This is a genomic window from Cylindrospermopsis curvispora GIHE-G1 (genome assembly GCF_014489415.1).
GTDB lineage: Bacteria > Cyanobacteriota > Cyanobacteriia > Cyanobacteriales > Nostocaceae > Raphidiopsis > Raphidiopsis curvispora_A.
Genome location: NZ_CP060822.1, coordinates 2,427,662 through 2,449,045 on the forward strand (window position 1 = coordinate 2,427,662; position 21,384 = coordinate 2,449,045).

At 41.2% G+C, this 21,384-nt stretch carries 15 protein-coding genes; 12 read left to right on the plus strand and 3 right to left on the minus strand.

Features of this window, described 5'->3' with window-relative positions:
- Window positions 1-4 precede the first annotated feature (4 nt).
- Window positions 5-1,831 (plus strand): ArnT family glycosyltransferase, encoded by a 1,827-nt coding sequence (locus IAR63_RS10800; protein WP_187705269.1) that lies wholly within the window; start codon window positions 5-7, stop codon window positions 1,829-1,831.
- On the opposite strand, the gene IAR63_RS10805 is transcribed toward IAR63_RS10800, so the two are convergent.
- The gene (locus IAR63_RS10805; protein ID WP_187705270.1) at window positions 1,810-5,016 is read right to left on the minus strand and encodes an ATP-binding protein; all 3,207 of its coding nucleotides are present in this window, start codon (window positions 5,014-5,016) and stop codon (window positions 1,810-1,812) included. The genes IAR63_RS10800 and IAR63_RS10805 overlap by 22 nt on opposite strands.
- A 395-nt stretch (window positions 5,017-5,411) precedes the next feature.
- On the opposite strand from IAR63_RS10805, the gene IAR63_RS10810 reads away from it, so the two are divergent.
- The 7 genes from IAR63_RS10810 to ptsP all read left to right on the plus strand — a co-directional run bounded on the left by IAR63_RS10810 (window position 5,412) and on the right by ptsP (window position 13,775).
- On the plus strand, window positions 5,412-5,903 hold the full coding sequence (locus IAR63_RS10810) for a circadian clock protein KaiA (protein ID WP_235678242.1): 492 nt from the start codon (window positions 5,412-5,414) through the stop codon (window positions 5,901-5,903).
- Between the two features lie 32 nt (window positions 5,904-5,935).
- Window positions 5,936-6,280 carry a circadian clock protein KaiB gene (gene kaiB, locus IAR63_RS10815; RefSeq protein ID WP_187705272.1) on the plus strand — a complete coding sequence of 115 codons (345 nt, stop codon included), beginning with the start codon at window positions 5,936-5,938 and terminating at the stop codon, window positions 6,278-6,280.
- 46 nt (window positions 6,281-6,326) lie between these two features.
- Window positions 6,327-7,880, plus strand: a complete 1,554-nt coding sequence (kaiC, locus tag IAR63_RS10820; protein ID WP_061545690.1) for a circadian clock protein KaiC — start codon at window positions 6,327-6,329, stop codon at window positions 7,878-7,880.
- Window positions 7,881-8,009: 129 nt separating this feature from the next.
- Window positions 8,010-9,815: a TolC family protein gene (locus tag IAR63_RS10825; RefSeq protein WP_187705273.1), complete on the plus strand. Its 1,806-nt coding sequence runs from the start codon at window positions 8,010-8,012 to the stop codon at window positions 9,813-9,815.
- A 55-nt stretch (window positions 9,816-9,870) separates the two neighbouring features.
- Window positions 9,871-10,371 carry a hypothetical protein gene (locus IAR63_RS10830; RefSeq protein WP_187705274.1) on the plus strand — a complete coding sequence of 167 codons (501 nt, stop codon included), beginning with the start codon at window positions 9,871-9,873 and terminating at the stop codon, window positions 10,369-10,371.
- Between the two features lie 38 nt (window positions 10,372-10,409).
- Entirely contained in the window at window positions 10,410-11,189 is a 780-nt protein-coding gene (locus IAR63_RS10835; RefSeq protein WP_187705275.1) for a photosystem II electron transport protein, Sll1252 family, read from the plus strand.
- 93 nt (window positions 11,190-11,282) lie between these two features.
- The gene (gene ptsP, locus IAR63_RS10840; protein WP_456318769.1) at window positions 11,283-13,775 is read left to right on the plus strand and encodes a phosphoenolpyruvate--protein phosphotransferase; all 2,493 of its coding nucleotides are present in this window, start codon (window positions 11,283-11,285) and stop codon (window positions 13,773-13,775) included.
- Window positions 13,776-13,793: 18 nt separating this feature from the next.
- Here the strand turns inward: ptsP and IAR63_RS10845 are convergent, their stop codons facing one another.
- Window positions 13,794-14,429: a CPP1-like family protein gene (locus IAR63_RS10845; RefSeq protein ID WP_187705277.1), complete on the minus strand. Its 636-nt coding sequence runs from the start codon at window positions 14,427-14,429 to the stop codon at window positions 13,794-13,796.
- 599 nt (window positions 14,430-15,028) lie between these two features.
- Here IAR63_RS10845 and IAR63_RS10850 point away from each other — a divergent pair.
- A complete protein-coding gene (locus IAR63_RS10850) occupies window positions 15,029-16,609 on the plus strand; it encodes a B12-binding domain-containing radical SAM protein (RefSeq protein ID WP_187705278.1) in 1,581 nt (526 codons plus the stop codon).
- A gap of 25 nt (window positions 16,610-16,634) precedes the next feature.
- On the opposite strand, the gene IAR63_RS10855 is transcribed toward IAR63_RS10850, so the two are convergent.
- Window positions 16,635-17,903 carry a molybdopterin molybdotransferase MoeA gene (locus IAR63_RS10855; protein ID WP_187705279.1) on the minus strand — a complete coding sequence of 423 codons (1,269 nt, stop codon included), beginning with the start codon at window positions 17,901-17,903 and terminating at the stop codon, window positions 16,635-16,637.
- Between the two features lie 72 nt (window positions 17,904-17,975).
- Between IAR63_RS10855 and IAR63_RS10860 the strand changes: the two genes are divergently transcribed.
- The 3 genes from IAR63_RS10860 (at window position 17,976) to IAR63_RS10870 (ending at window position 21,375) form a co-directional block, all read left to right on the plus strand.
- Window positions 17,976-19,322 carry a helix-hairpin-helix domain-containing protein gene (locus IAR63_RS10860; protein WP_187705280.1) on the plus strand — a complete coding sequence of 449 codons (1,347 nt, stop codon included), beginning with the start codon at window positions 17,976-17,978 and terminating at the stop codon, window positions 19,320-19,322.
- 23 nt (window positions 19,323-19,345) lie between these two features.
- Window positions 19,346-19,744 carry a hypothetical protein gene (locus IAR63_RS10865; RefSeq protein ID WP_235678244.1) on the plus strand — a complete coding sequence of 133 codons (399 nt, stop codon included), beginning with the start codon at window positions 19,346-19,348 and terminating at the stop codon, window positions 19,742-19,744.
- An 80-nt stretch (window positions 19,745-19,824) separates the two neighbouring features.
- Window positions 19,825-21,375 (plus strand): ATP-binding protein, encoded by a 1,551-nt coding sequence (locus IAR63_RS10870; RefSeq protein WP_187707441.1) that lies wholly within the window; start codon window positions 19,825-19,827, stop codon window positions 21,373-21,375.
- The last annotated feature ends 9 nt before the right edge of the window (window positions 21,376-21,384 follow it).

Below are 21,384 nucleotides of genomic sequence, written 5' to 3' on the forward strand. Positions count from 1 at the left end.
CTTTATGAGGCTGAAATCAATTAATTTATCTCCCATAAGATACTGGTTTCAAAACATGGGCGATAATTCCATATTGATAACAATTTTTACCCTAATCTGGTTATTAGGAATTAATTTTATTGCGTTTATATGGAACCTGGGAAGTGTGGGACTAATAGATGAAACTGAGCCGTTATTTGCTGAAGCATCTCGACAGATGTTGATCACCGGAGATTGGATCACACCTTTTTTCGATGGTCAAACACGGTTTGATAAGCCAGCTTTAATTTATTGGTTCCAGGCGATCGCCTATAAGATTATGGGTGTCAATGAATGGGCAGTACGCATACCCTCAGCCCTAGCTGCTATTAGTGTCACAGTTATGTCTTTTTATGTAGTAAAGTGGCACTTTACCGAAAAAGACAGATTAGACCAAACAACTAACCTTCCTCGTCGTTATTTCATAGCCACCCTGACATCGGGTATGATAGCTCTCAACCCAGAAATGATTGTTTGGGGAAGGGTGGGGGTTTCAGATATGCTACTCACTGGTGGTATTGCTTGTTCTTTACTCAGTTTTTTTGTGGGTTATGCCCAGAATTCTCCCCCCTCCCGCTGGCCTAATCCATGGTATGTGACCAGTTATGTTTTGATGGGTGCAGCGGTTCTCACCAAAGGACCTGTGGGTATAGTTCTCCCCGGATTGATTCTCATTGCCTTTGCTTTATATCTAGGCAAGTTTAAACAACTATGGCAAGAATCTCAACCAGTCCTTGGCATATTCATTGTTATGATTATTAATGCCCCTTGGTATGTTTTAGTAACTTGGCGCAATGGATGGAACTTCATTAATACCTTTTTTGGCTATCACAACATAGAACGTTTCACAGAAGTGGTGAACGGTCATTCAGCTCCTTGGTATTTTTATTTCCTGGTGGTGTTATTTGGTTTTCTACCTTACTCTGTATTTCTCCCAGCAGCTTTAATCAAATTCATGGGGTGGAAATTTTGGCAGAACTCCTGGCGCTCCCATATCATATCACAAGAACGTTCTCAACACTTGGGTTTGTTTGCCTGTTTTTGGTTCCTAGGTGTATTTATCTTCTTCACCATTGCTACCACAAAACTTCCTAGTTATGTATTACCCCTTATGCCAGCTGCAGGTATTCTTATAGGTTTGTTTAGTAGTGATTTATTTACTCATAAACCAACTGATAAATCTTTTCGTCTCAGCAGTTGGGCAAATGTTGCCTTTCTATTAACCATTGCGATCGCTCTACTTCATGTTTTACAACTTTTGGGTACAGATTCAGCTGCTCCTGAATTTTATCAACAACTACAACATTCAGGTTTAACTAACCTAGGGGGGTGGATTTGGTTGACCGCAGCCATTGTAGTTGCCTGTTTAAACTTAATTCGTAGTTATAGAATAGTTCTTGCTACCAATATTCTGGCATTTGTAATATTTCTAGCACTTGTGCTTATGCCTGCATTATTTATGATGGATGAAGAACGTCAAGCTCCTTTAAGACATTTATCTGCACTTGCTGTATCTGAAATAAAACCCCATGAGGAATTAGTCATGGTAGGTTTTCAAAAACCAACCGTAAGTTTTTATTCCCGAAAAGCAGTCACCTATCTGGAGGATGCACAGGAAGCGTTGGATTACATTCGCACCCAAGTCACTACTAAAAATTCACATTCATTACTGCTTTTATTGGAACAGCAAGAATTCATGACCATGAGTTTACCAATGGAAAATTACAAACCTATTGGTAAAAAAGGTGCCTACCATCTGATTCGTGTACCTTTACCACCCATAAAAAAGAGTCATTCTCTTTCCAAGGCTTGATTAATTTCACCTAATAAATCTTCCATGGAAATAGAGCGAGGTAATAGCTGAGTAGCAACACCCTGATTAACCTTGCCTAACCCTCCCAATAAATTCACATTAATATGACTTGTCCTTTTATCAAGTACCAAAATTGGAGGTAACCTCACCTGCAAATTTGCAAGGGAATTTAATACATTTTCTATTTCCTGAGTTACTGTAGCTTCTCCAATACAGAGTAATATCAAATCAACACTCTGATGAATGATTTGTTGCACTAATTCCCGCCAACAATTACCTATTCCGGCCTTAAAACCAGCAGTTTGTAAATATTGAATCAGTGCTTGAAACCATTCTCCACCTACTTGACCCTTATTTGTAGAGTTTTGCCTTGCCACCAATTTCTGTGACTGCATCATGTCCTTTAAGGAATATTGAGGAGAGTCTGGTTTCTGAGTGTTACTTAATCTACCATGAGCGTGTTTATTGTTCACATCGGGTAAATCACTTAACATGGTTATATCCACTACTAATATGTTTGGAGGACAACCAATACCAGAGGCAATTTCCAATACGGATACTAAATGATCTAAGTTATTACTATGTATCATTTCTTTGCCCATGGGTGTTAAGCAAGGAAACACTCCCAACCCAGGTATTTGAGATGCTGCTAGGGTGGTGGCCGCATCACAGGTAACTAGAGGTATTTTGGCCAATCTAGGATATTGGGGTAACTGCTGTAAATACTTCTGCGCGTTGACATTATCAGTATCTAACAAAATCACATCAAATTGCCATACCCTGGCCAAAATTTCCGCCTGTTCTAAATCATCTACTTCTATTACCCGATGCTCTGTTAAAGAGGGATGGGGATTGGATTCTAGTTCTGCACTAACTAGTCTAAGGATTTTTAAGGTTTTTTGTTTAGGTAAGGGTTCCTCCCACTGAGAATCTATCTTCTCTGGTTTTGCTACCATACACCATCTTTCTACTATGGGAACCATAGCCGAATATTCCACTGGTAAGCTCAAAAAATCATCCGCTCTATTTAAGTAAGCCTGTTCTTTTTCTGCACCTGTAGCAGTAATAATTACGGGAATATGTCGAGTCGCACCGTCTGATTTTAGCAGAGTTAGCACGTCCCAACCAGAAAGCAGAGGTAGTAGAGGATTTAAAAATATAGTTTTCGGTTGTAATCTTCTTGCCTTTTCCAGCGCTTCAGTTCCAGAACGAGCAATTACTACCCGATATCCCAAACTTTTCAGGTGTTGGGTGATTTCCTCTATATATCTACTGACTGCTTCCACAATCAAAATTAAACGCTGGGAAGATATTAATTGGGGTGTTTCCCCATTTCCCCCGGGTGTCTCTGTAAAACTTGTTTTTGGCGGGGAGGGTGGCAATAACAAGGTGAATTGACTACCTTTGCCTTCACGAGATAAAAAACTTACATCTCCTCCATGTAACCGCGCTAATGCCCTGGTGAGGACTAATCCTAACCCAGTACCCTCAAACTGGCGATTTAGGGGGTTTTCTAACTGTTGGAATTTTTGGAAGATTAAATGTTGTTGGTGGTCAGGAATACCAATTCCCGTATCCCATACTGTAAAAGCAATCCATCCTTCCCATCTATTTACTCGCAGTCCCACTTTCCCAAAACTTTCGGTGAATTTGAAGGCATTGCCCAGTAAATGTACTAACATTTGTCTTAACCTTAGTTCATCCGCCACTATTTCTTTTAGTCCTGGCTCAATGCTCAAGCTAAATTCATGACTGGGCAATGACTCACCCTTTCTTCCTGTTTGAGTATGTACCGATCTGGCTTCTGCCAAGGCGCGATCGCACACTTCCTGAATTCGTACTGGTGATGGTGTGAGTTCCATCTGTCCAGTTTCCATGCGTGTCAAATCTAAAATATCATTCACCACACTCATCAAATGACGACCACTTTGATGAATTAGTCCTGCATACCGAGCTTGTCTTTCATTTAATTCTCCTAAATTCTTATCCACTAGAAGTCTTGACAAACCCAAAACTGCTGTTAAGGGAGTCTTTAACTCATGGCTAATACAGGCTAGGAATTCATCCTTTAACCGATTAAGTTGAATTAAATCCGCATTTTTAGCGGCTAGTTCCTTAAATAGTTGTTGTTGTTCGGTCACATCTGTTGCTAAGACTAACCATAGGTCCTTGGTTAAAAGTTGTGAATTTTCCTTTGTTAGTGTCAATTGTGATTCTGTACCCCAGATTTTCAGTTCTCGACTATCTAGGGGGATTTTAGCAAACTGCCAAATTCGTTCCTGGCCATTTTGCACCTCTACCACACAGATACAAGTACCTTGTTGAGAGTCTAGATAGCAGTAGTTGGGGGAGTCATTGGCCTTACTATAGGATTCCTCTATTGTGTTTAAATCTGGTTGATAATCTTGTATATGTTTTAAATTAAGTTTATTTGTATCTAAAGATTTTTCTATGGGGAGACTAGATTTTACATATTCACTGGCACGGGTGTGATTATGAATGGGTTGTGGAACTTGCTTTTTAACAGCAGTCAAAATGGTTTCCACCTGCATTCTAATCCCTTCAGGATCTTTCAAAACTCCCAATTGTTCCCACCAAGCAGAATTTTTAGTTAGGATCTCACCGTTTCCGGTTTGCAACATCAAGGGCCAAGGTAATCGCTCTAACAATTGAACAAAAGGATTTCTTTGCCAGGGGCGAGTTGTTTTCCTCTGGATATCATCAGTTTTCTGGGGAGGATTGTCTTTCCTAATAACCTCACTATGGCTAGTAAAAAAAGCTAATAGGCGTTTACTGTCAAGTAAACCCAAGAATTTCCCATCTGAGTCAATTAGGGCCCAGTCTAAACTTGAGTTCTTTTGATGTTTTGGATAGCGTAACAACAGACCTAGTTTATTCAAGGAATCGGATGCTACAATAGTTTCTAGTGGGGATATAAGATTAGAATGGCAGGTAGAAATAGGTTGTTCCAGATTTAAAAGTGTTTTTTCATGAGTGGTCAACAATTTACCCATTAATTTAGTGGTAGACAACAATCCCATGGGAGAATGTTGGGAATTCAGCACCACTAGACGGTCACACTGCTCCTTGACGAAAATTTCTATAACCACTGCTAGAGTAGTTGTTTCGGAGCAGGTAGGTACAGTTGCCAGAAAATCATAAAGTGGGCATTCTAGCATTAACATAAGCCTTGGGGGTCTTTTTTGCTGTAGTTAGTATCCACAGGCACTTTGACCGAGTCACTGACTGCCAACACACCAATGTCATAGAAACTGCGTCAGCAACGGTCATGGCTAAAACAATTATTACTCCAAATATTGGTTTTAGAACCTTGAGGAATTATAATGATTAATATTGAGACAATACTTCAATTTTGTTTATTTATCTTATCAGTGTGGTAATATAGTGACTATAAGCTGGCGATTTCATTTGGGAGAAAAGTGCAGCTATGGTGATTTCCATATTAAGCAAATATACAAGCAAGCCAACATAAATGATATTATTTATATTATTCCTATATCGTGCACTGGAAAAACTCCTCTATAGTCTAATTAATACTCTTATAGATCCAACACCTGTTTTGTCTATAAGCTTAAACACGAGCAATATCTATACAAGTAATATATCAGGATTAAAAATACCCAACACCTACTTATTAAGTTATATTAAAACAAAAAGATACTTAGGTTTTGATAATAAAGAAGGTTACACACTTGTTCTGGCTTGTGAAAACTCACACACACATCAACAGTTTCAAGACATGACCGATGGAGAAAGACACGAAATATTAAAAAAGCTAAAGTTGGATTACGGCAAGATTTTGCTCAACTATTTTAGTGTGGACCAGAATTTGAAAACAACAATTGATCAGTTTATCAGTACCCTGTTTTGTGCTAATATTCCTGTGCCTCAGGTTATAGAAATTCACATGGAGCTGATTGACGAATTTTCTAAACAGCTAAAATTAGAGGGGAGGAGTGATGAAACACTACTAGACTACAGACTAACACTAATTGATGTACTAGCCAATTTGTGTGAGGTTTATCGATGTTCAATTTCTAGAATAAATTAAGTGAGTTATTGTCACATCTAAGCTGTAACCTGATGAATAAAACCAAAAAGACTTATGTATTAAAGCTATATGTAGCTGGTAACACGCCCAACTCTGTGAGAGCATTAAACACATTAAAAAACATATTAGAGCAGGAATTTCAAGGAGTCTATGCTTTAAAAGTGATAGACGTTCTGAAGAATCCACAATTAGCAGAGGAAGATAAAATTCTAGCCACACCTACACTGTCAAAGATTTTACCACCGCCAGTGCGGAAGATCATTGGAGATTTGTCTGATCGGGAGAGGGTCTTAATAGGTCTCGACTTACTCTATGAAGAACTGAGCGAGGAGGAGTGGGATAACACAGATGATCACAAAATTGAGGAAATAAACTAGTCCGTATGGGACAATTAACCATCTAAGATTAAGTATACAATTGGCAATGAGCGACCAGGAGAAACAAGAACAAAAAGAACAGCAAACCCCTACCAGCGCCGGAGTAGAGAAAATTCGCACTATGATAGAGGGGTTTGATGATATTAGCCATGGTGGGTTACCAATTGGCAGAACAACTCTGTTAAGCGGTACTTCTGGAACCGGAAAGACCCTATTATCATTACAATTTCTCTATAATGGCATTACCCACTTTGATGAACCGGGAGTATTTGTTACCTTTGAGGAGTCTCCCAGTGACATTATCAAAAACGCCCACATTTTTGGCTGGAACCTGCAGAAACTGATTGAACAGGGAAAACTGTTTATTCTGGATGCTTCCCCAGATCCTGAAGGACAGGACATAGTGGGGAACTTCGACCTTTCAGCTTTGATTGAACGATTACAGTATGCAATTCGTAAATACAAAGCTAACCGTGTTTCTATAGACTCAATCACCGCCGTATTTCAACAGTATGAAGCCATAGGGGTGGTAAGAAGAGAAATATTTCGGTTAGTGGCCCGTCTAAAACAGCTGAATGTCACCACAATTATTACTACAGAAAGGGGTGAAGAATATGGACCGGTAGCTTCCTTTGGAGTGGAAGAATTTGTGTCTGATAACGTAGTGATTGTTCGTAACGTTTTGGAGGGAGAACGCCGCCGACGGACCATTGAGATTCTCAAACTGCGTGGCACAACCCACATGAAAGGTGAATATCCCTTTACAATTACCAATGCGGGGGTAAATATCTTCCCCTTGGGAGCAATGCGGTTGACACAAAGATCTTCCAACGTTCGGGTTTCTTCAGGGGTTAATACCCTAGATGAAATGTGTGGGGGAGGTTTCTTCAAAGACTCGATTATTTTAGCTACTGGGGCTACTGGTACTGGAAAAACCCTGCTGGTAAGTAAATTTATCCAGGATGGCTGTGTGAGCGGTGAAAGAGCCATACTATTTGCCTATGAAGAGTCTCGAGCCCAACTGTCGCGTAACGCTTATTCTTGGGGTATTGACTTTGAAGAGTTGGAACGCCAGGGCTTATTAAAAATAATTTGTACCTACCCCGAATCTACCGGTTTAGAGGATCACCTACAAATTATTAAATCAGAGATTGCCGACTTTAAGCCAGCTCGCATTGCTATTGACTCCCTTTCAGCTCTAGCCAGAGGTGTAAGTAATAATGCCTTCCGCCAATTTGTCATTGGTGTAACTGGCTATGCTAAACAAGAAGAAATCACCGGGTTCTTCACTAATACCAGTGACCAGTTTATGGGATCTCACTCCATTACCGATTCTCACATTTCTACTATTACCGACACAATTATTATGCTACAATATGTGGAAATACATGGGGAAATGTCCCGGGCCATCAATGTATTTAAAATGCGTGGTTCCTGGCATGACAAGGGAATTAGAGAATACAACATTACAGCAGATGGGCCCAATATTAAAGATTCCTTTAGGAATTACGAGAGAATCGTCAGTGGGGCACCTACCCGGGTTAGTATAGATGAGAAAGCAGAACTTTCTCGCATTGTTAAACGGTTTGAAGATAAATAAACTGTGAAATGCCAAAATGAAGTTATGTTTGGTATAGTAGCATGTTATTTGTTTCCCTGGTTATGATGCTATATTCTGTGGGAAGACAACTTTTTTGCTCGCAGATGGTTTTTTGTGTGAGGGGATGCGGTGAAAGGACAGCAATTATTTCATAGTTTCTTGCCCGGTGTGACAGCAGCAGTATTAACAACTCAGCCTGCTTGGGCTGGAACCTTCAAGGCTAATGATTTGAAACTGGTTTCTTCTCCTGTTGTATCGACTGCGACGAATCCTAAAGTTTCTGTTGTGGAAAACAACTGGCAGCTGACTGCAACTACGGTTGACTATGCGCCACTTTTTGACTATCAGCTTGATTTTGGTCAAGCCGTTTTACCAGAACTGCCTAGTTCTAGTCCACTCCCGTTAGTAAATGGTGCTAAGGTACCATCGTCAACCAAGCTCAAAACAGTTTTGTCCTTATCCCCGGTTAACCCCAAGGTGATATCAGGGAAAGTGTATAATCAGGTAGCTCAGATAACATCACCTAAGGACAATTCTTTGGGAATAGCACAAACCAATTCCCAATCTGTGAACCCTATATCGGATTCTCCTCAGAATATTTTGGAGCGCCTTAAACCTAACCTCGATCTTTTGGATGTGCCTCAAGATTCTCAAAGGGTTAAGGTGCAGACAACGGAGGCAATTAGCTTAGAACAGGCGTTGGAACTGGCAAAGCAGAATAACAATGATTTACAAGTGTCTATTCTGCAATTACAACGTAGTAAATCCTCTTTGAGGGAAGCTCAGGCTGCTTTGCTGCCTAGCTTAAACGTACTGGGTGGTGTAACCAGAAGTCGTAGTTCCAGTGCTACTCTCCAGGAAAGACAAACCGCTAAACGTCTCAATATACCCTCTGAAAATCCAGACGCTACCTCCGTGTTTGATTCCCAGGCAGAACTGCGGTATGACTTATACACATCAGGTAGAAGAACGGCAGCCATTAAGGAAGCAGAGGAACAAGTACGTCTTCAACAATTGGAAGTGGAAAGGCAATCAGAAGAAATTCGTCTAAATGTTGCAACGGAGTATTACAACTTGCAACAGTCAGATGAGAGTGTGAGAATTGCCCGCTCTGCTGTGGAAAATTCCCAAGCCAGCTTACGGGATGCTCAAGCATTAGAGCGAGCAGGTGTGGGAACCAAATTTGATGTGTTGCGATCGCAGGTTAACTTAGCCAATTCTCAACAAGAACTAACAGATGCTCTATCCCAGCAGGCTATTGCTCGTCGTCGTCTGGCCCTGAGATTGAACTTACCTCAGTCTGTGAGTATCACCGCTTCGGATCCGGTGCAGTTAGCTGGATTATGGAAAAGCAGTTTAGAAGATAGTATTGTCCTAGCTTATCAAAACCGTGCCGAACTGCAACAAAAATTGGCAGAGAGGAATATTAGAGAACAACAAAGAAAACAAGCCTTAGCCACACTAGGTCCGCAAATTAGCTTCATTGCCAGATATGACTTATTGGATCAATTTAACGATGGCGTGGCGATTAACGATGGTTATTCTGTGGGATTGCGAGCCAGCATGAATTTATATGATGGTGGTGCTTCCCGGGCCAGAGCAGCTAGGGCTAAAACTGAAATAGCGATTGCGGAGGCTGAATTTGCCGAAAGGCGTAACCAGGTCCGTTTTCAAGTGGAAGAAGCCTATTCCAGTCACTTAGCCAATTTAGAAAACGTGCAAACTGCTGCTACTGCTCTAGATCAAGCCAAGGAATCCCTAAGACTGGCTAGACTACGTTTTCAAGCTGGTGTAGGAACTCAAACAGATGTTATCAATGCCCAAAGTGAACTTACCCGTTCAGAAGCTAATCGCGTTCGTGCTATTTTGAATTACAATTTAGCTTTAACCAGATTACAAAGATACGTAACCTCTAGGGCGGTTCAGAAGTCTTGATCCATGGGGGTTTTAGGAAATGGGGAAAATGTTTAGGTGTTTTCATGAATTTTGTATGAATTATCTTGTTGCTGTGCTACCAGACCGCATCCAGGCCGAATCGGCCTACTTGAGTTTAGAAAAGGAGGGTATTACTAGCTCCATTTTGGGTAGGGGATATAAGACCGCTGATGAGTTTGGGTTAATAGATCCCAATGAAGAGGCTAAAAAACAAGTCAAACTCATGGCATCTTGGTTAATACCATTTGGCTTTTTTGCTGGGTTTACATTTAGTCTGATTACTGGGTTAGACACATTTATCTGGGCTGGGGAAATTGGCAATCATATAATTGGGGGTTTACTGGGCGCTGCTAGTGGTGCCATGGGTAGTATGTTTGTGGGAGGCGGTGTAGGTTTGATTTCTGGTGGTGGTGATGCTTTACCCTATCGCAACCGGTTATCCGCTGGGAAATACCTAATTGTAGTTCAGGGTTCAGAAGCTCTGACTCGCCAAGCCACACGCATTCTCCGTCAGTATGATCCAGAGAATATTCAAGGTTATGCAGATAATAGTTAGTAAAGCAGAACTAGTCCTCCCCCACTCTGAGATTAATTATGTTGCCAAGAGAAGAACTGTTAAAGGGTGTTGAAAACCGAGATGTTATTGCCCATGTAATTGACCAAGCAGAACAGGCTATAAAGACCTGGGAAGTGGTAATAACTGACTTTTTATCTCCCCCAGAGTTAGCTGAAATTGAACGAGTTTTTAGCCGGTTAACGGAGGTGCATTTAGTAGCCTGGGGTGGATATGCCCAAGCTGAGCGTCAACGAGTTGCTATTACCCGTTCTGAGATGCCTTTGGATGTATGCCAAGTGGCTGTTACTGTTTTAGACATAGCTGGAAATTTTTTGTTTGACACTGCCACCCACCGGGATTTTTTAGGGGCTATGCTAGGTACGGGGATTGTGCGAGAAAAAACAGGAGATATCATTATTTTAGGGGAGAGGGGAGCCCAAGCAATAGTAGTTCCAGAACTAGCAGAATTTTTAACCATGAATTTGCAACAGGTACGTTCTGTGCCAGTGAAAACTCAGGTCATAGATCCTAGGGAGTTAAAAATTAGGGAACCCAAAAAGAAGGAGTTAACTACGGTAGAAGCTTCTTTAAGATTGGATGCCATTGCTTCTGCTGGTTTTGGTATGTCTAGAAGTAAAATGGTTGATTTAATTGATTCCGGGGATGTGCGCGTCAATTGGAAGGAGATTACTCAAAGCAGTTACCAGTTAAAAATGGGAGACTTAATAGCAATTCGCGGTAAAGGGCGTTTGCAAGTGGGTGAAATTGCTGTCACCAAAAAGGACAGATATCGAATCCAGTTGACTAGGTATATGTAGATCTGGTTAACAACCTTAAATATAAGCTAAATAAATAGAAATTTTCTATAACTTCGATTCATAATTGAATGGGTAACTGCTAAAGGTGTGACAGTGGTTGGTATTGTTATTGTTTCCCACAGCAAACAATTAGCTCTAGGAGTACAAGAACTAGCTGCACAAATGGTGCAAGGAAAAATTTCCCTTGCTGTCGCAGCGGGTGTGGATGACCCCACAAACCCATTGGGTACGGATCCAATTCAGGTTTATCAAGCCATCTCTTCTGTATTCTCTGAGGATGGGGTTATTGTATTGATGGATTTAGGCAGCGCTCTTATGAGTGCAGAAATGGCACTAGAGTTTTTGCTACCAGCACAACGGGATAAAATCTATTTGTGTGATGCTCCCTTGGTGGAAGGTGCTATTGCTGCTACTGTTGCTGCTAGTACTGGCAAAAATATTCAGGAGGTTCTAAGGGAAGCTCAAGGTTCTTTGCTGGCTAAATCTCATCAATTAAATTTAATCGCTCATCCCTTACATAACGACTCTAATAGTATTGACGGTACTGTTCCCCCGGAGGAACTTCGCATTCAAATCAAAAACCGTCTTGGTCTACATGCTCGGCCTGCAGCTCAGTTTGTCGCTACCGCCTGCCGTTTTGAAGCGAAAATTCAGGTGCAGAATTTAACTAGAAATACGGAAGCAGTTAGAGGTGATAGTATTAACCAAGTTGCTACCCTGGGCGTACGTCAAGGACATGAATTATTAATTACTGCTAGGGGTAGGGATGCTCGGGAGGCAATTACAGCTCTACAGTCCTTAATTATCCATAATTTCGGAGAGCAAGATCCTGTGCTAGAATTGCCAACCCACCCTATCTCCCCCCTCCCTGACAATCCCGGTCAATTTACCGGAATTGCCGCTTCTCCTGGCATTGCGATCGCTCCTGTGGTTCACTATCAATTAGCTCCTGTGTCTATTACGGAATACCACATAGAGAATGTGGAAATTGAGTGGCAAAGACTACAACATGCTATCCAAAGGGCGAAACAGGAGATTACGATGTTGCTTTCCCACGCATCGGTGCAAATAGGTGATGCGGAAGCGGCAATATTTGATGCTCATCTCTTATTTCTGGCAGATCCAGTAATGTTAGATGCTGTTCGTAGGTATATTATAGAAGATAGATTGAACGCTGAAGCAGCATGGCAAGCGGTAGTGGAAGAGGTAACCAACTCCTATCGCCAACTGGAGGACGCTTATTTAAAGGAGAGGGTGGATGATGTGGTTGATGTGGGAAGAAGGGTATTGAGAATTCTGTCGGGTAATTTGCCCACGGAATTACATATATCAGAACCATCAATTGTGGTGGGCACGGATTTAACTCCCTCGGATACAGCTAAGTTGGATCCTAGCAAGGTATTGGGGATTTGTATGACTGCTGGTAGTGCTACTTCTCATAGTGCTATTATTGCCCGAACTTTGGGTATTCCTGCAGTGGTTGGTGTGGATTCCCAGGTTTTGACCGTGGAAAATGGTACTGTAATTGCTCTGGATGGTGAAGGTGGTAAGGTGTGGATAGAACCAGAGGGATCTGTATTGACTGCTCTGGAAACTAAACGTCAAATCTGGCAAACTAACCAAGCTGAAGCTAGAAATAAGGCCCATCAACCAGCGACTACCCGCGATGGTCAAAGAATTCATGTATTTGCCAATATTGGCAGTGTGGCTGATGCTAAAGCTGCTGTTGGCTATGGCGCAGAAGGTGTGGGTCTGCTACGAACAGAATTTTTATATTTGGAACAGATTAAACCACCCACGGAGGAAGAGCAGTTACAAGTTTATCAGGATATTGCCCAAATTTTAGGGGAACGTCCATTGATTATCCGCACTTTGGATGTGGGAGGAGATAAACAAATACCCTATCTGGGTTCTACTCTCAAGGAAACTAATCCCTTTTTGGGTGTGCGCGGCATTAGATTTTGTTTGGAACATCCCTATTTACTCAAAACTCAATTAAGAGCTATTTTACGAGCCAGCGCCAACCACCACATTAAAATTATGTGGCCTATGATTAGTACTTTGACCGAGTTACGTGCCGCTAAGTCAATTTTAAACCAGTCCATGGCAGAGCTTAAAAAAGATGGTGTGGAGTTTGATGCCAAACTGCCCGTAGGAGTTATGATTGAAACCCCAGCCGCTGTAGCTATTGCCGATCACCTGGCCAAAGAAGTAGACTTTTTTAGTATTGGTACAAATGATCTGAGTCAATATGTTATGGCATGCGATCGCACCAATCCTAAAGTAGCAAATTTAACTGATGCCTTACAGCCAGCCGTGCTGCGGATGATTCAACAAACGGTAGAAGCTGCCCACGCAGCCAATATTTGGGTTGGACTATGCGGTGAAATTGCGGCTGAAACCTTAGTTGCGCCTATTCTTATAGGTTTGGGAATAGACGAACTGAGTACTAATCCCCAGGCGATCGCCCCCTTAAAGCAGGTAATTTCCCAACTCACCATCACTGAATCCCAAGTTTTAGCCAGGGTGGCATTGAACCAGGATTCAGCTTCCAGAGTCAGGGAATTGGTTTATCCGATAGGTTAAGGGAAAAGAAATTGGAAGTTAACGGAGAAAGCTACTAACAAACCACATTAAAATAAATGTTAGCACAGCCGAGAACTGGTTAGGGGAAATTGACTTTCCTAAAATTGACAGGCCATCCAATGGTATTCCTCCAGCTATCAGTCCTCCCATCATTAAACCCACTACCAGAGTTACCAATGTCAACAAAACCGCCCTCAGAAATTTGTTTTCCTTGCGATTAATGAAATAAATACTTAGAACTAACCCCGCAAGTAATGTTAACTGTAATACTTGTGCTGTATTATAGTCCACGAACATACTGATAGAAATTAACCCTAAATAACAACCTGCTGGCCATAGTATATCGGAGACACTGGGCTGATCCCAAAATCTTTGTAGCCAAGATGGGGAGTAACCACTGGAGTTAACAACTTGTTTTTGCGGGGATGGCATTCGCATTTCAGGAAAACGAATTCCTTCAGGAACCTTAATTTTGCCCTCCTGACGCATTCGCAGGCGCTCCATTAGAATTGCATCATAAGCTGCTTCAACAATTTCCCGAACCCTATTATCACTACCATACTGTTCTAACAGGCGATTTCGAGCATTTTGAATCTCATCGAAACTAGCATCTTTTGACACCCCAAGATTTTCGTAGGGACTTTGATCGCTCATAGCTTTTTTTGGCTTAGGTCTTATTGATACTTTCTCCGTTCAAAGAGGATAGCACTCTTGATAGAGGGGAAAAAAATTGCCAAACGCCACATGAAGTGTTTTGAATAGACTCGACATAGCTGTTTGGAATGGCCAACCAGAATTTAGTTATCACTATTAATAAGAACTGAGGTTTAGGTTCAGTTCTAGTCATATAATATAGTACCATATTATGCGATATAATATAGAATAACAGAAAGGTAATTAGCCAGTTAATCACTTGCCAACTTTCACTGACTATTGCTATACTGTGGAAACAGAATGATCAGGTGAGAATCCCGACTTTAAGTCACCTCTATACTGATAAGTGACCTCTAAGGAGTCCAATAAAAATTATTCTGTCTAGTAAAGACGGCGAGAACCAAGCCGCAGATAAGTAAAAGTGCCCGAGGATAAATTCCTCGTGCATTGGTTGATACACCTTGGTTGGGAGAAAATCTCAAGTCATGTATTTGTTAGCATTAGTTAGCAAAAAAGTATCGGATAAAACACTGACCCTGAAAGTTAATGGTCAAACTGAGATTAAGTAACTGAAGATAAGTTTCGTGAGGGGTGATGTTATGCGTGTCCTACTGGTTTATCCAATATTTCCCAAAACCTTCTGGTCCTATGAAAAAATCCTCGACCTGGTAGATAGAAAAGTCCTGCTGCCACCTTTAGGCTTGATTACAGTGGCTGCTATTTTACCCCAGGAATGGGAGTTTAAACTAGTAGACCGTAACATTCGTCCCGCTACAGAAGAGGAATGGGCATGGGCTGATGTGGTTATTTTCTCAGCTATGATTGTCCAAAAACAAGACCTGTTGGATCAGGTACGCGAAGCCAAGCGTCGTGGTAAATTAGTGGCATTAGGCGGGCCTTACCCCACATCCACACCTCAAGAAGTACAAGAAGCGGGAGCGGATTTTCTGATTTTGGATGAGGGGGAAATTACCCTACCCATGTTTGTCACCGCCATAGAAAGTGGTCAGAAATCGGGCATTTTTCGGGCTACAGAAAAACCAGATGTCACAAGCACACCAATTCCTCGATTTGATTTGCTAGACTTTAGTGCCTATGACATGATGTCAGTGCAGTTTTCCCGAGGTTGTCCTTTTCAATGCGAGTTTTGTGACATTATTGTCCTCTATGGCAGAAAACCGAGAACTAAAACTCCAGAACAACTTTTAGCTGAGTTGGATTGTCTTTATCGGTTAGGTTGGCGACGTGGTATATTCATGGTTGATGATAACTTTATTGGCAATAAACGCAATGTTAAATTATTGCTTAAAGAGTTAAAGGTTTGGATGGCAGAACATGAGTATCCTTTCCGGTTTGACACGGAAGCATCTGTGGATTTAGCCCAAGATCCCGAATTAATGGAATTGATGGTTGAGTCTGGTTTTGCCGCAGTATTTTTGGGCATTGAAACCCCCGATGAAGATAGTTTACAACTAACCAAAAAATTTCAAAATACCCGCAGTTCCCTAGCAGAATCAGTACAAACTATTATTAAGATGGGACTGCGACCCATGGCAGGATTTATTATTGGTTTTGATGGGGAACAAAAAGGCGCAGGCGATCGCATCGTCAGATTTGCAGAGCAAGCTGCCATTCCTTCCACCACCTTTGCCATGTTACAAGCATTGCCAAACACTGCACTATGGCATCGGTTACAAAAGGAGGGAAGACTGAGGGAAAATCAGGATGGGAATATTAATCAGACAACTTTAATGAACTTTATCCCCACCCGTCCTTTGGAGGACATTGCCAAGGAATATGTTGATGCTTTCTGCGCATTATATGATCCTATTAAGTATTTAGATCGTACCTATAGGTGTTTTCTACTCATGGGTTCGCCCAAGTGGAAAGCTCCCTTCAAAATGCCTGATTGGGTAATCGTAAAAGCCCTGTTAATAGTCATTTGGAGACAGGGAATTAAAAGAGAAACCCGGTGGAAATTTTGGCATCATCTATTTAGCATTATCAAACATAATCCCCAGGTGGCAGAACATTATTTGGCAACTTGCGCCCACAACGAACATTTCTTGGAATACCGCCAAATTGTTCGAGATCAAATTGAAAGTCAATTAGCTGCTTATTTAGCCCAGGGAGCAGAAAAACCTTATGTGGTCCCACAAAAGGAAAAAGTAGGGGTTTAGGGCTATAGTTACCATCCCCCCAATTTTAAAACTCTTTTACCACCAAAGTCCAAACCTCCTCCCCTGGATGGACAATGGTTTTACCCACGGGTAGGATTGCCAAAGCGTTAGTTTGGGCTAGGTTGACCAAGTTAGCCGAGCTGTGTTTACCCTCAGCTTGGTAAAATTGATGTACACCATTACCTAGCTTCAACTCGCCCTGAATATAAGTTTCCATTTTGCCATTGGATTGTAATTCTGAAGAGGATTTTACCTTGAGTAATTTCCCCTCCCATCCCCTAGCCATTCCTGACATTTTTCTGACTGCTGGCTGCACAAACCGCCAACAAGTCACTAAAGCGGACCCAGGATTCCCAGGTAAACCAAAATATAATTTCTGTAATTTATCGGTTCCCGGATAGTTTAGTCCTTCGTCTAGGAAAGTAGCAAAGGTGAGTGGTTTTCCAGGACGCATTTTAACAGAATTAAAATGAATTGTCGCCCCTAAAGAAACTAAAGTTTTGTGTATATAATCATAGTCACCTACGGATACCCCCCCAGTGGAAATTACAATATCTGCACTGGCAATTGCATAATCTATAGTTTGTTCCAGAGCGATCGGATCATCTGGTACAATCCCTAATAATAACACTTCAGCCCCCAACTGACGCATCAAGGTAGCCAGAGCATACTGGTTAGAATCAAATATCTGTCCAGGTTTTGGCAACTCCTCCAATGTTACCAACTCATTACCTGTGGAAAAAATCGCTACTCGTATGCTGCGAAAAACACTTACTTTTTCCCTGCCAGCAGCAGCCAAAAGGGCAATTTCCGTAGCACCCAAGACAATTCCCGAAGGTAAAAGATAATTTCCCGCTTGATAAAATTCTCCTTGATGGATGACAAACTCACGGGGTTGGGGTGCGATGAACACTAAAACCCGGTTTTCCTGAAGGTGGGTTTTTTCTTGCATGATTACGGTATCAGCACCCTTTGGCATCATAGCACCAGTAAAAATTCTCACTGCTTGTCCCGATTCAAGCATTACAGAAGGTTCATCACCAGTTTTAATTTCCGCTACAACCTGCAGAATAACTGGTCTATCTGCCCTAGCATGCTGTACATCCTGATAACGCACTGCATAACCATCCATTACGGCATGGTCCCAATGGGGAAAACCCCGAGAACTAACCACGGGACTAGCTAAAATTCGTCCATTTGCCGTCAATAAGTCTATGTATTCTATATCTGTTTGGTTACCTAGTGGTTTTACTGCATTTAAAATAGTAGATTCCGCATCTCTAACTGATAGCATTGTTGGTTATTATAGATTCCCCTTATAATACCAGATAATACTACATAATAGTACAACTTTTTGGGATTGTATATGGTGAAAATAGTTTCTCGCCGATATTTAGGAAAAGCAGATGTTTATGACATTGGAGTGGCCAAAGACCACAATTTTATCATCAAAAATGGCTTGGTTGCTTCCAACTGTTTTAATAAATCTCACTCTACTGCCTATGGTTATGTCACTTACCAGACAGCATATTTAAAAGCTAATTATCCCTTGGAATATATGGCAGCACTGTTAACAGCTAACAGTGGGGATACAGATAAAGTTCAGAAATATCTCAACAATTGCAATAACATGGGGATTGAAATTGATCCACCGGATATTAATCGTTCTGGGTTAGATTTTACACCAGCAGACCAGAAAATATTATTTGGATTTTCCGCAGTGCGTAATGTGGGGCAAAATGCGATCACTGCTATCTTAGATGCTCGCCAACAAGGAGGAGAATTTAAATCTCTAGGTGACTTTTGTGATCGCATTGATTTACGGGTTGTCAATCGTCGCACCCTAGAGTCATTAATTCAATGTGGAGCATTTGATAAGATAGAGTCGAACCGTCATCAATTAGTTAAAGATTTAGAATTAGTATATGAATGGGCCCAATCCCGTGCTAAAGATAGAGCTATAGGTCAAGGAAACCTGTTTGATTTCATGGGTACTGGCATTAGCAACGTGTCAACAAGTAGCAAAAATGGATTTAAGTCCATACCTAAAGCCAACCTAGTGTCAGACTATCCCCCCCAGGAAAAACTGCGAATGGAAAAAGAATTATTAGGTTTTTATGTATCAGCCCATCCTTTAAAAAATATTAAACAATCCTCATCCTTGTTAGCGCCCATTAATCTTGTCGATTTAGGAGAGCAAAAGGATAAAAACCTGGTTTGTGTAGTAGTTATGCTGAATCACGTCAAAAAAGTGATGACCAAAAAAGGGGAGCAAATGGCAATTTTACAAATTGAGGATTTAACCACAACCTCAGAAGCAGTTGTGTTTCCCAAAACCTATGAGCGGATTAATGCAATACTAGAAATTGATGCCAGATTAATTGTGTGGGGGAAGGTAGATAAACGGGATGAACAGACCCAATTACTGGTGGAAGATGCAGAGCAGGTAGAGAAAATTCAGATGGTAGTGGTGGAATTAAATCCCGATGAAGCCAGTAGTATTGATACTCAACATCATTTGCGCTCTATTTTAAAAGAACAATCGGGGGATAAAGATAAAGCCAAAGTTCCTGTGATTGGAATAGTTCAAGCAGGAAACTACCGTCAAGTGGTTCGGTTTGGTAAGCAGTATTGGGTACAAGATGCAAGTATTACCGTCCAATCCCTCAGGAATGCTCAGTTTAGTGCCCATGGTAAACAGTTGAGCGATTAGTAATTAAGCTACATACTAAAATAATGAATCAAATGACCAAATGGTTTAATACAGCAGGTCCATGTCAGCGTGACATACACTATATGCTGCCCACAATGGAAAGACTACCACAGTTAAAGCGGTTAATTTACCAAAGAAACTACTTTGTAGTCCACGCACCGAGACAAACAGGAAAAACCACAGCCATGTTAAACCTGGCCCAGGAGTTAACTGCTAGTGGGGAATATACGACAGTGATGGTATCGGTAGAGGTAGATAGTGCTTTTAATCATCAACCAGATGTTGCTGAACAAGCAATTTTAGGTGCTTGGCAACAAGCAGCAAGATTCTGGTTACCTATTGAGATAACTTGTAAAACTACTCTCGTGGAATCAATAGGTCTTGTCAAATTTTGGATCAACTTGAATCTTATTCTATGGTAAACTAAACACTAACAGACTAGTTTAATAGTTTATAAACTAAGAGAAATCCTCTATATCAACAAACTAAAACAATGACTAAAGTGACTAAATGGTTTAACACAGCAGGTCCGTGTAAATCAGACATACATTATATGCTCCCCACAATGGAAAGACTACCACGGTTAAAGCGGCTAATTGACCAACAAAACTACTTTGTGATCCATGCACCGAGACAAACAGGAAAAACCACAGCCATGTTAAACCTAGCCCAGGAGTTAACTGCTAGTGGGGAATATACGGCAGTGATGGTATCGGTAGAGGTAGGTAGTGCTTTTAATCATCAACCACAAATTGCCGAACAATCAATTTTAGATGCTTGGGAAGATGGAATTGACTTTTGGTTACCATCGGAATTACAACCAAGTTTTCTGATGGATGCTAGTCGTCCCCAAAAAATTGGTTCTTTTCTCAAAGTTTGGGCAGAAATATCACGTCGTCCACTAGTAGTATTTATTGATGAAATTGACTCTCTCCAGGACGAAACATTGATTAGTGTGTTACGTCAATTGAGGGATGGTTTTCCCCGTCGTCCCAAAGGATTTCCCCAGTGTGTAGCCCTAATTGGTATGAGGGATGTGCGGGATTATAAAGTTACATCTGGAGGTAGTGATAGGTTAAATACTGCCAGTCCTTTTAATATTAAAGTAGAATCCCTGACCCTAAATAACTTCAGTTTGAAAGATGTAATTAACCTCTATCAACAACACACCCAAGCTACGGGACAGATCTTCACACCGGAAGCTATTCACCGTGCTTATTATTTAACACAAGGTCAACCCTGGTTAGTTAATGCTCTGGCTCGTCAAGCTACGGAATATTTAACCACGGATCCCCAGATTCCTATTACTATAGACCTGATTGATCAAGCCAAGGAAATCCTGATTCAAAGACAAGATACCCACCTAGATAGTCTAGCAGAAAGATTAAGAGAAGACCGGGTTCAAGCAATCATAGAACCTATTTTAGCAGGGGAAGAATTGCCTAATACTCCCGAAGATGACCGGCGTTATTTAATCGATTTAGGATTAGTTATCCGTAGTCAAGAAGGGGGATTAAAAATTGCCAATCCTATTTATCAAGAGGTAATTCCTCGGGTGTTATCCCAGGGAACTCAAGACAGTTTACCTATGATTCAACCCACCTGGTTAACAAGTACGGGTCGATTGAATATTCCAGCTCTGCTAGAGGCATTTTTAGACTTTTGGCGACAGCATGGAGAACCACTACACAAAAGTGCCGCCTATCCAGAAATAGCACCCCATTTAGTATTAATGGCATTTTTACATCGAGTGGTAAATGGAGGGGGAACTTTAGACAGAGAATATGCTATTGGTTCTGGAAGAATGGATATATGTTTACGTTATGGGAAAGAGGTATTAGCAATGGAATTAAAGGTGTGGAGAAAAGGTAACTCAGACCCATTAGAAAAGGGACTACAACAGTTGGATAAATATTTATCAGGATTGAATTTGCCCACGGGATGGTTGGTGATTTTTGACCGTCGTCCTAATTTACCACCTATAAGTGAAAGAACAAGAACGGAAATGGTAATTAGTCCCCAAGGGAGAAATATTACGGTAATTCGAGGTTAGGAATTGAGA

Bases quoted from the DNA above. Each gene is read 5' to 3' on its own strand.
- IAR63_RS10800 (WP_187705269.1), top strand. From the start codon at position 5: ATGAGGCTGAAATCAATTAATTTATCTCCCATAAGATACTGGTTTCAA.
- IAR63_RS10805 (WP_187705270.1), bottom strand. From the start codon at position 5,016: ATGTTAATGCTAGAATGCCCACTTTATGATTTTCTGGCAACTGTACCT.
- kaiB (WP_187705272.1), top strand. From the start codon at position 5,936: ATGAATAAAACCAAAAAGACTTATGTATTAAAGCTATATGTAGCTGGT.
- kaiC (WP_061545690.1), top strand. From the start codon at position 6,327: ATGAGCGACCAGGAGAAACAAGAACAAAAAGAACAGCAAACCCCTACC.
- IAR63_RS10830 (WP_187705274.1), top strand. From the start codon at position 9,871: ATGAATTATCTTGTTGCTGTGCTACCAGACCGCATCCAGGCCGAATCG.
- IAR63_RS10835 (WP_187705275.1), top strand. From the start codon at position 10,410: ATGTTGCCAAGAGAAGAACTGTTAAAGGGTGTTGAAAACCGAGATGTT.
- IAR63_RS10845 (WP_187705277.1), bottom strand. From the start codon at position 14,429: ATGAGCGATCAAAGTCCCTACGAAAATCTTGGGGTGTCAAAAGATGCT.
- IAR63_RS10850 (WP_187705278.1), top strand. From the start codon at position 15,029: ATGCGTGTCCTACTGGTTTATCCAATATTTCCCAAAACCTTCTGGTCC.
- IAR63_RS10855 (WP_187705279.1), bottom strand. From the start codon at position 17,903: ATGCTATCAGTTAGAGATGCGGAATCTACTATTTTAAATGCAGTAAAA.
- IAR63_RS10860 (WP_187705280.1), top strand. From the start codon at position 17,976: ATGGTGAAAATAGTTTCTCGCCGATATTTAGGAAAAGCAGATGTTTAT.
- IAR63_RS10865 (WP_235678244.1), top strand. From the start codon at position 19,346: ATGAATCAAATGACCAAATGGTTTAATACAGCAGGTCCATGTCAGCGT.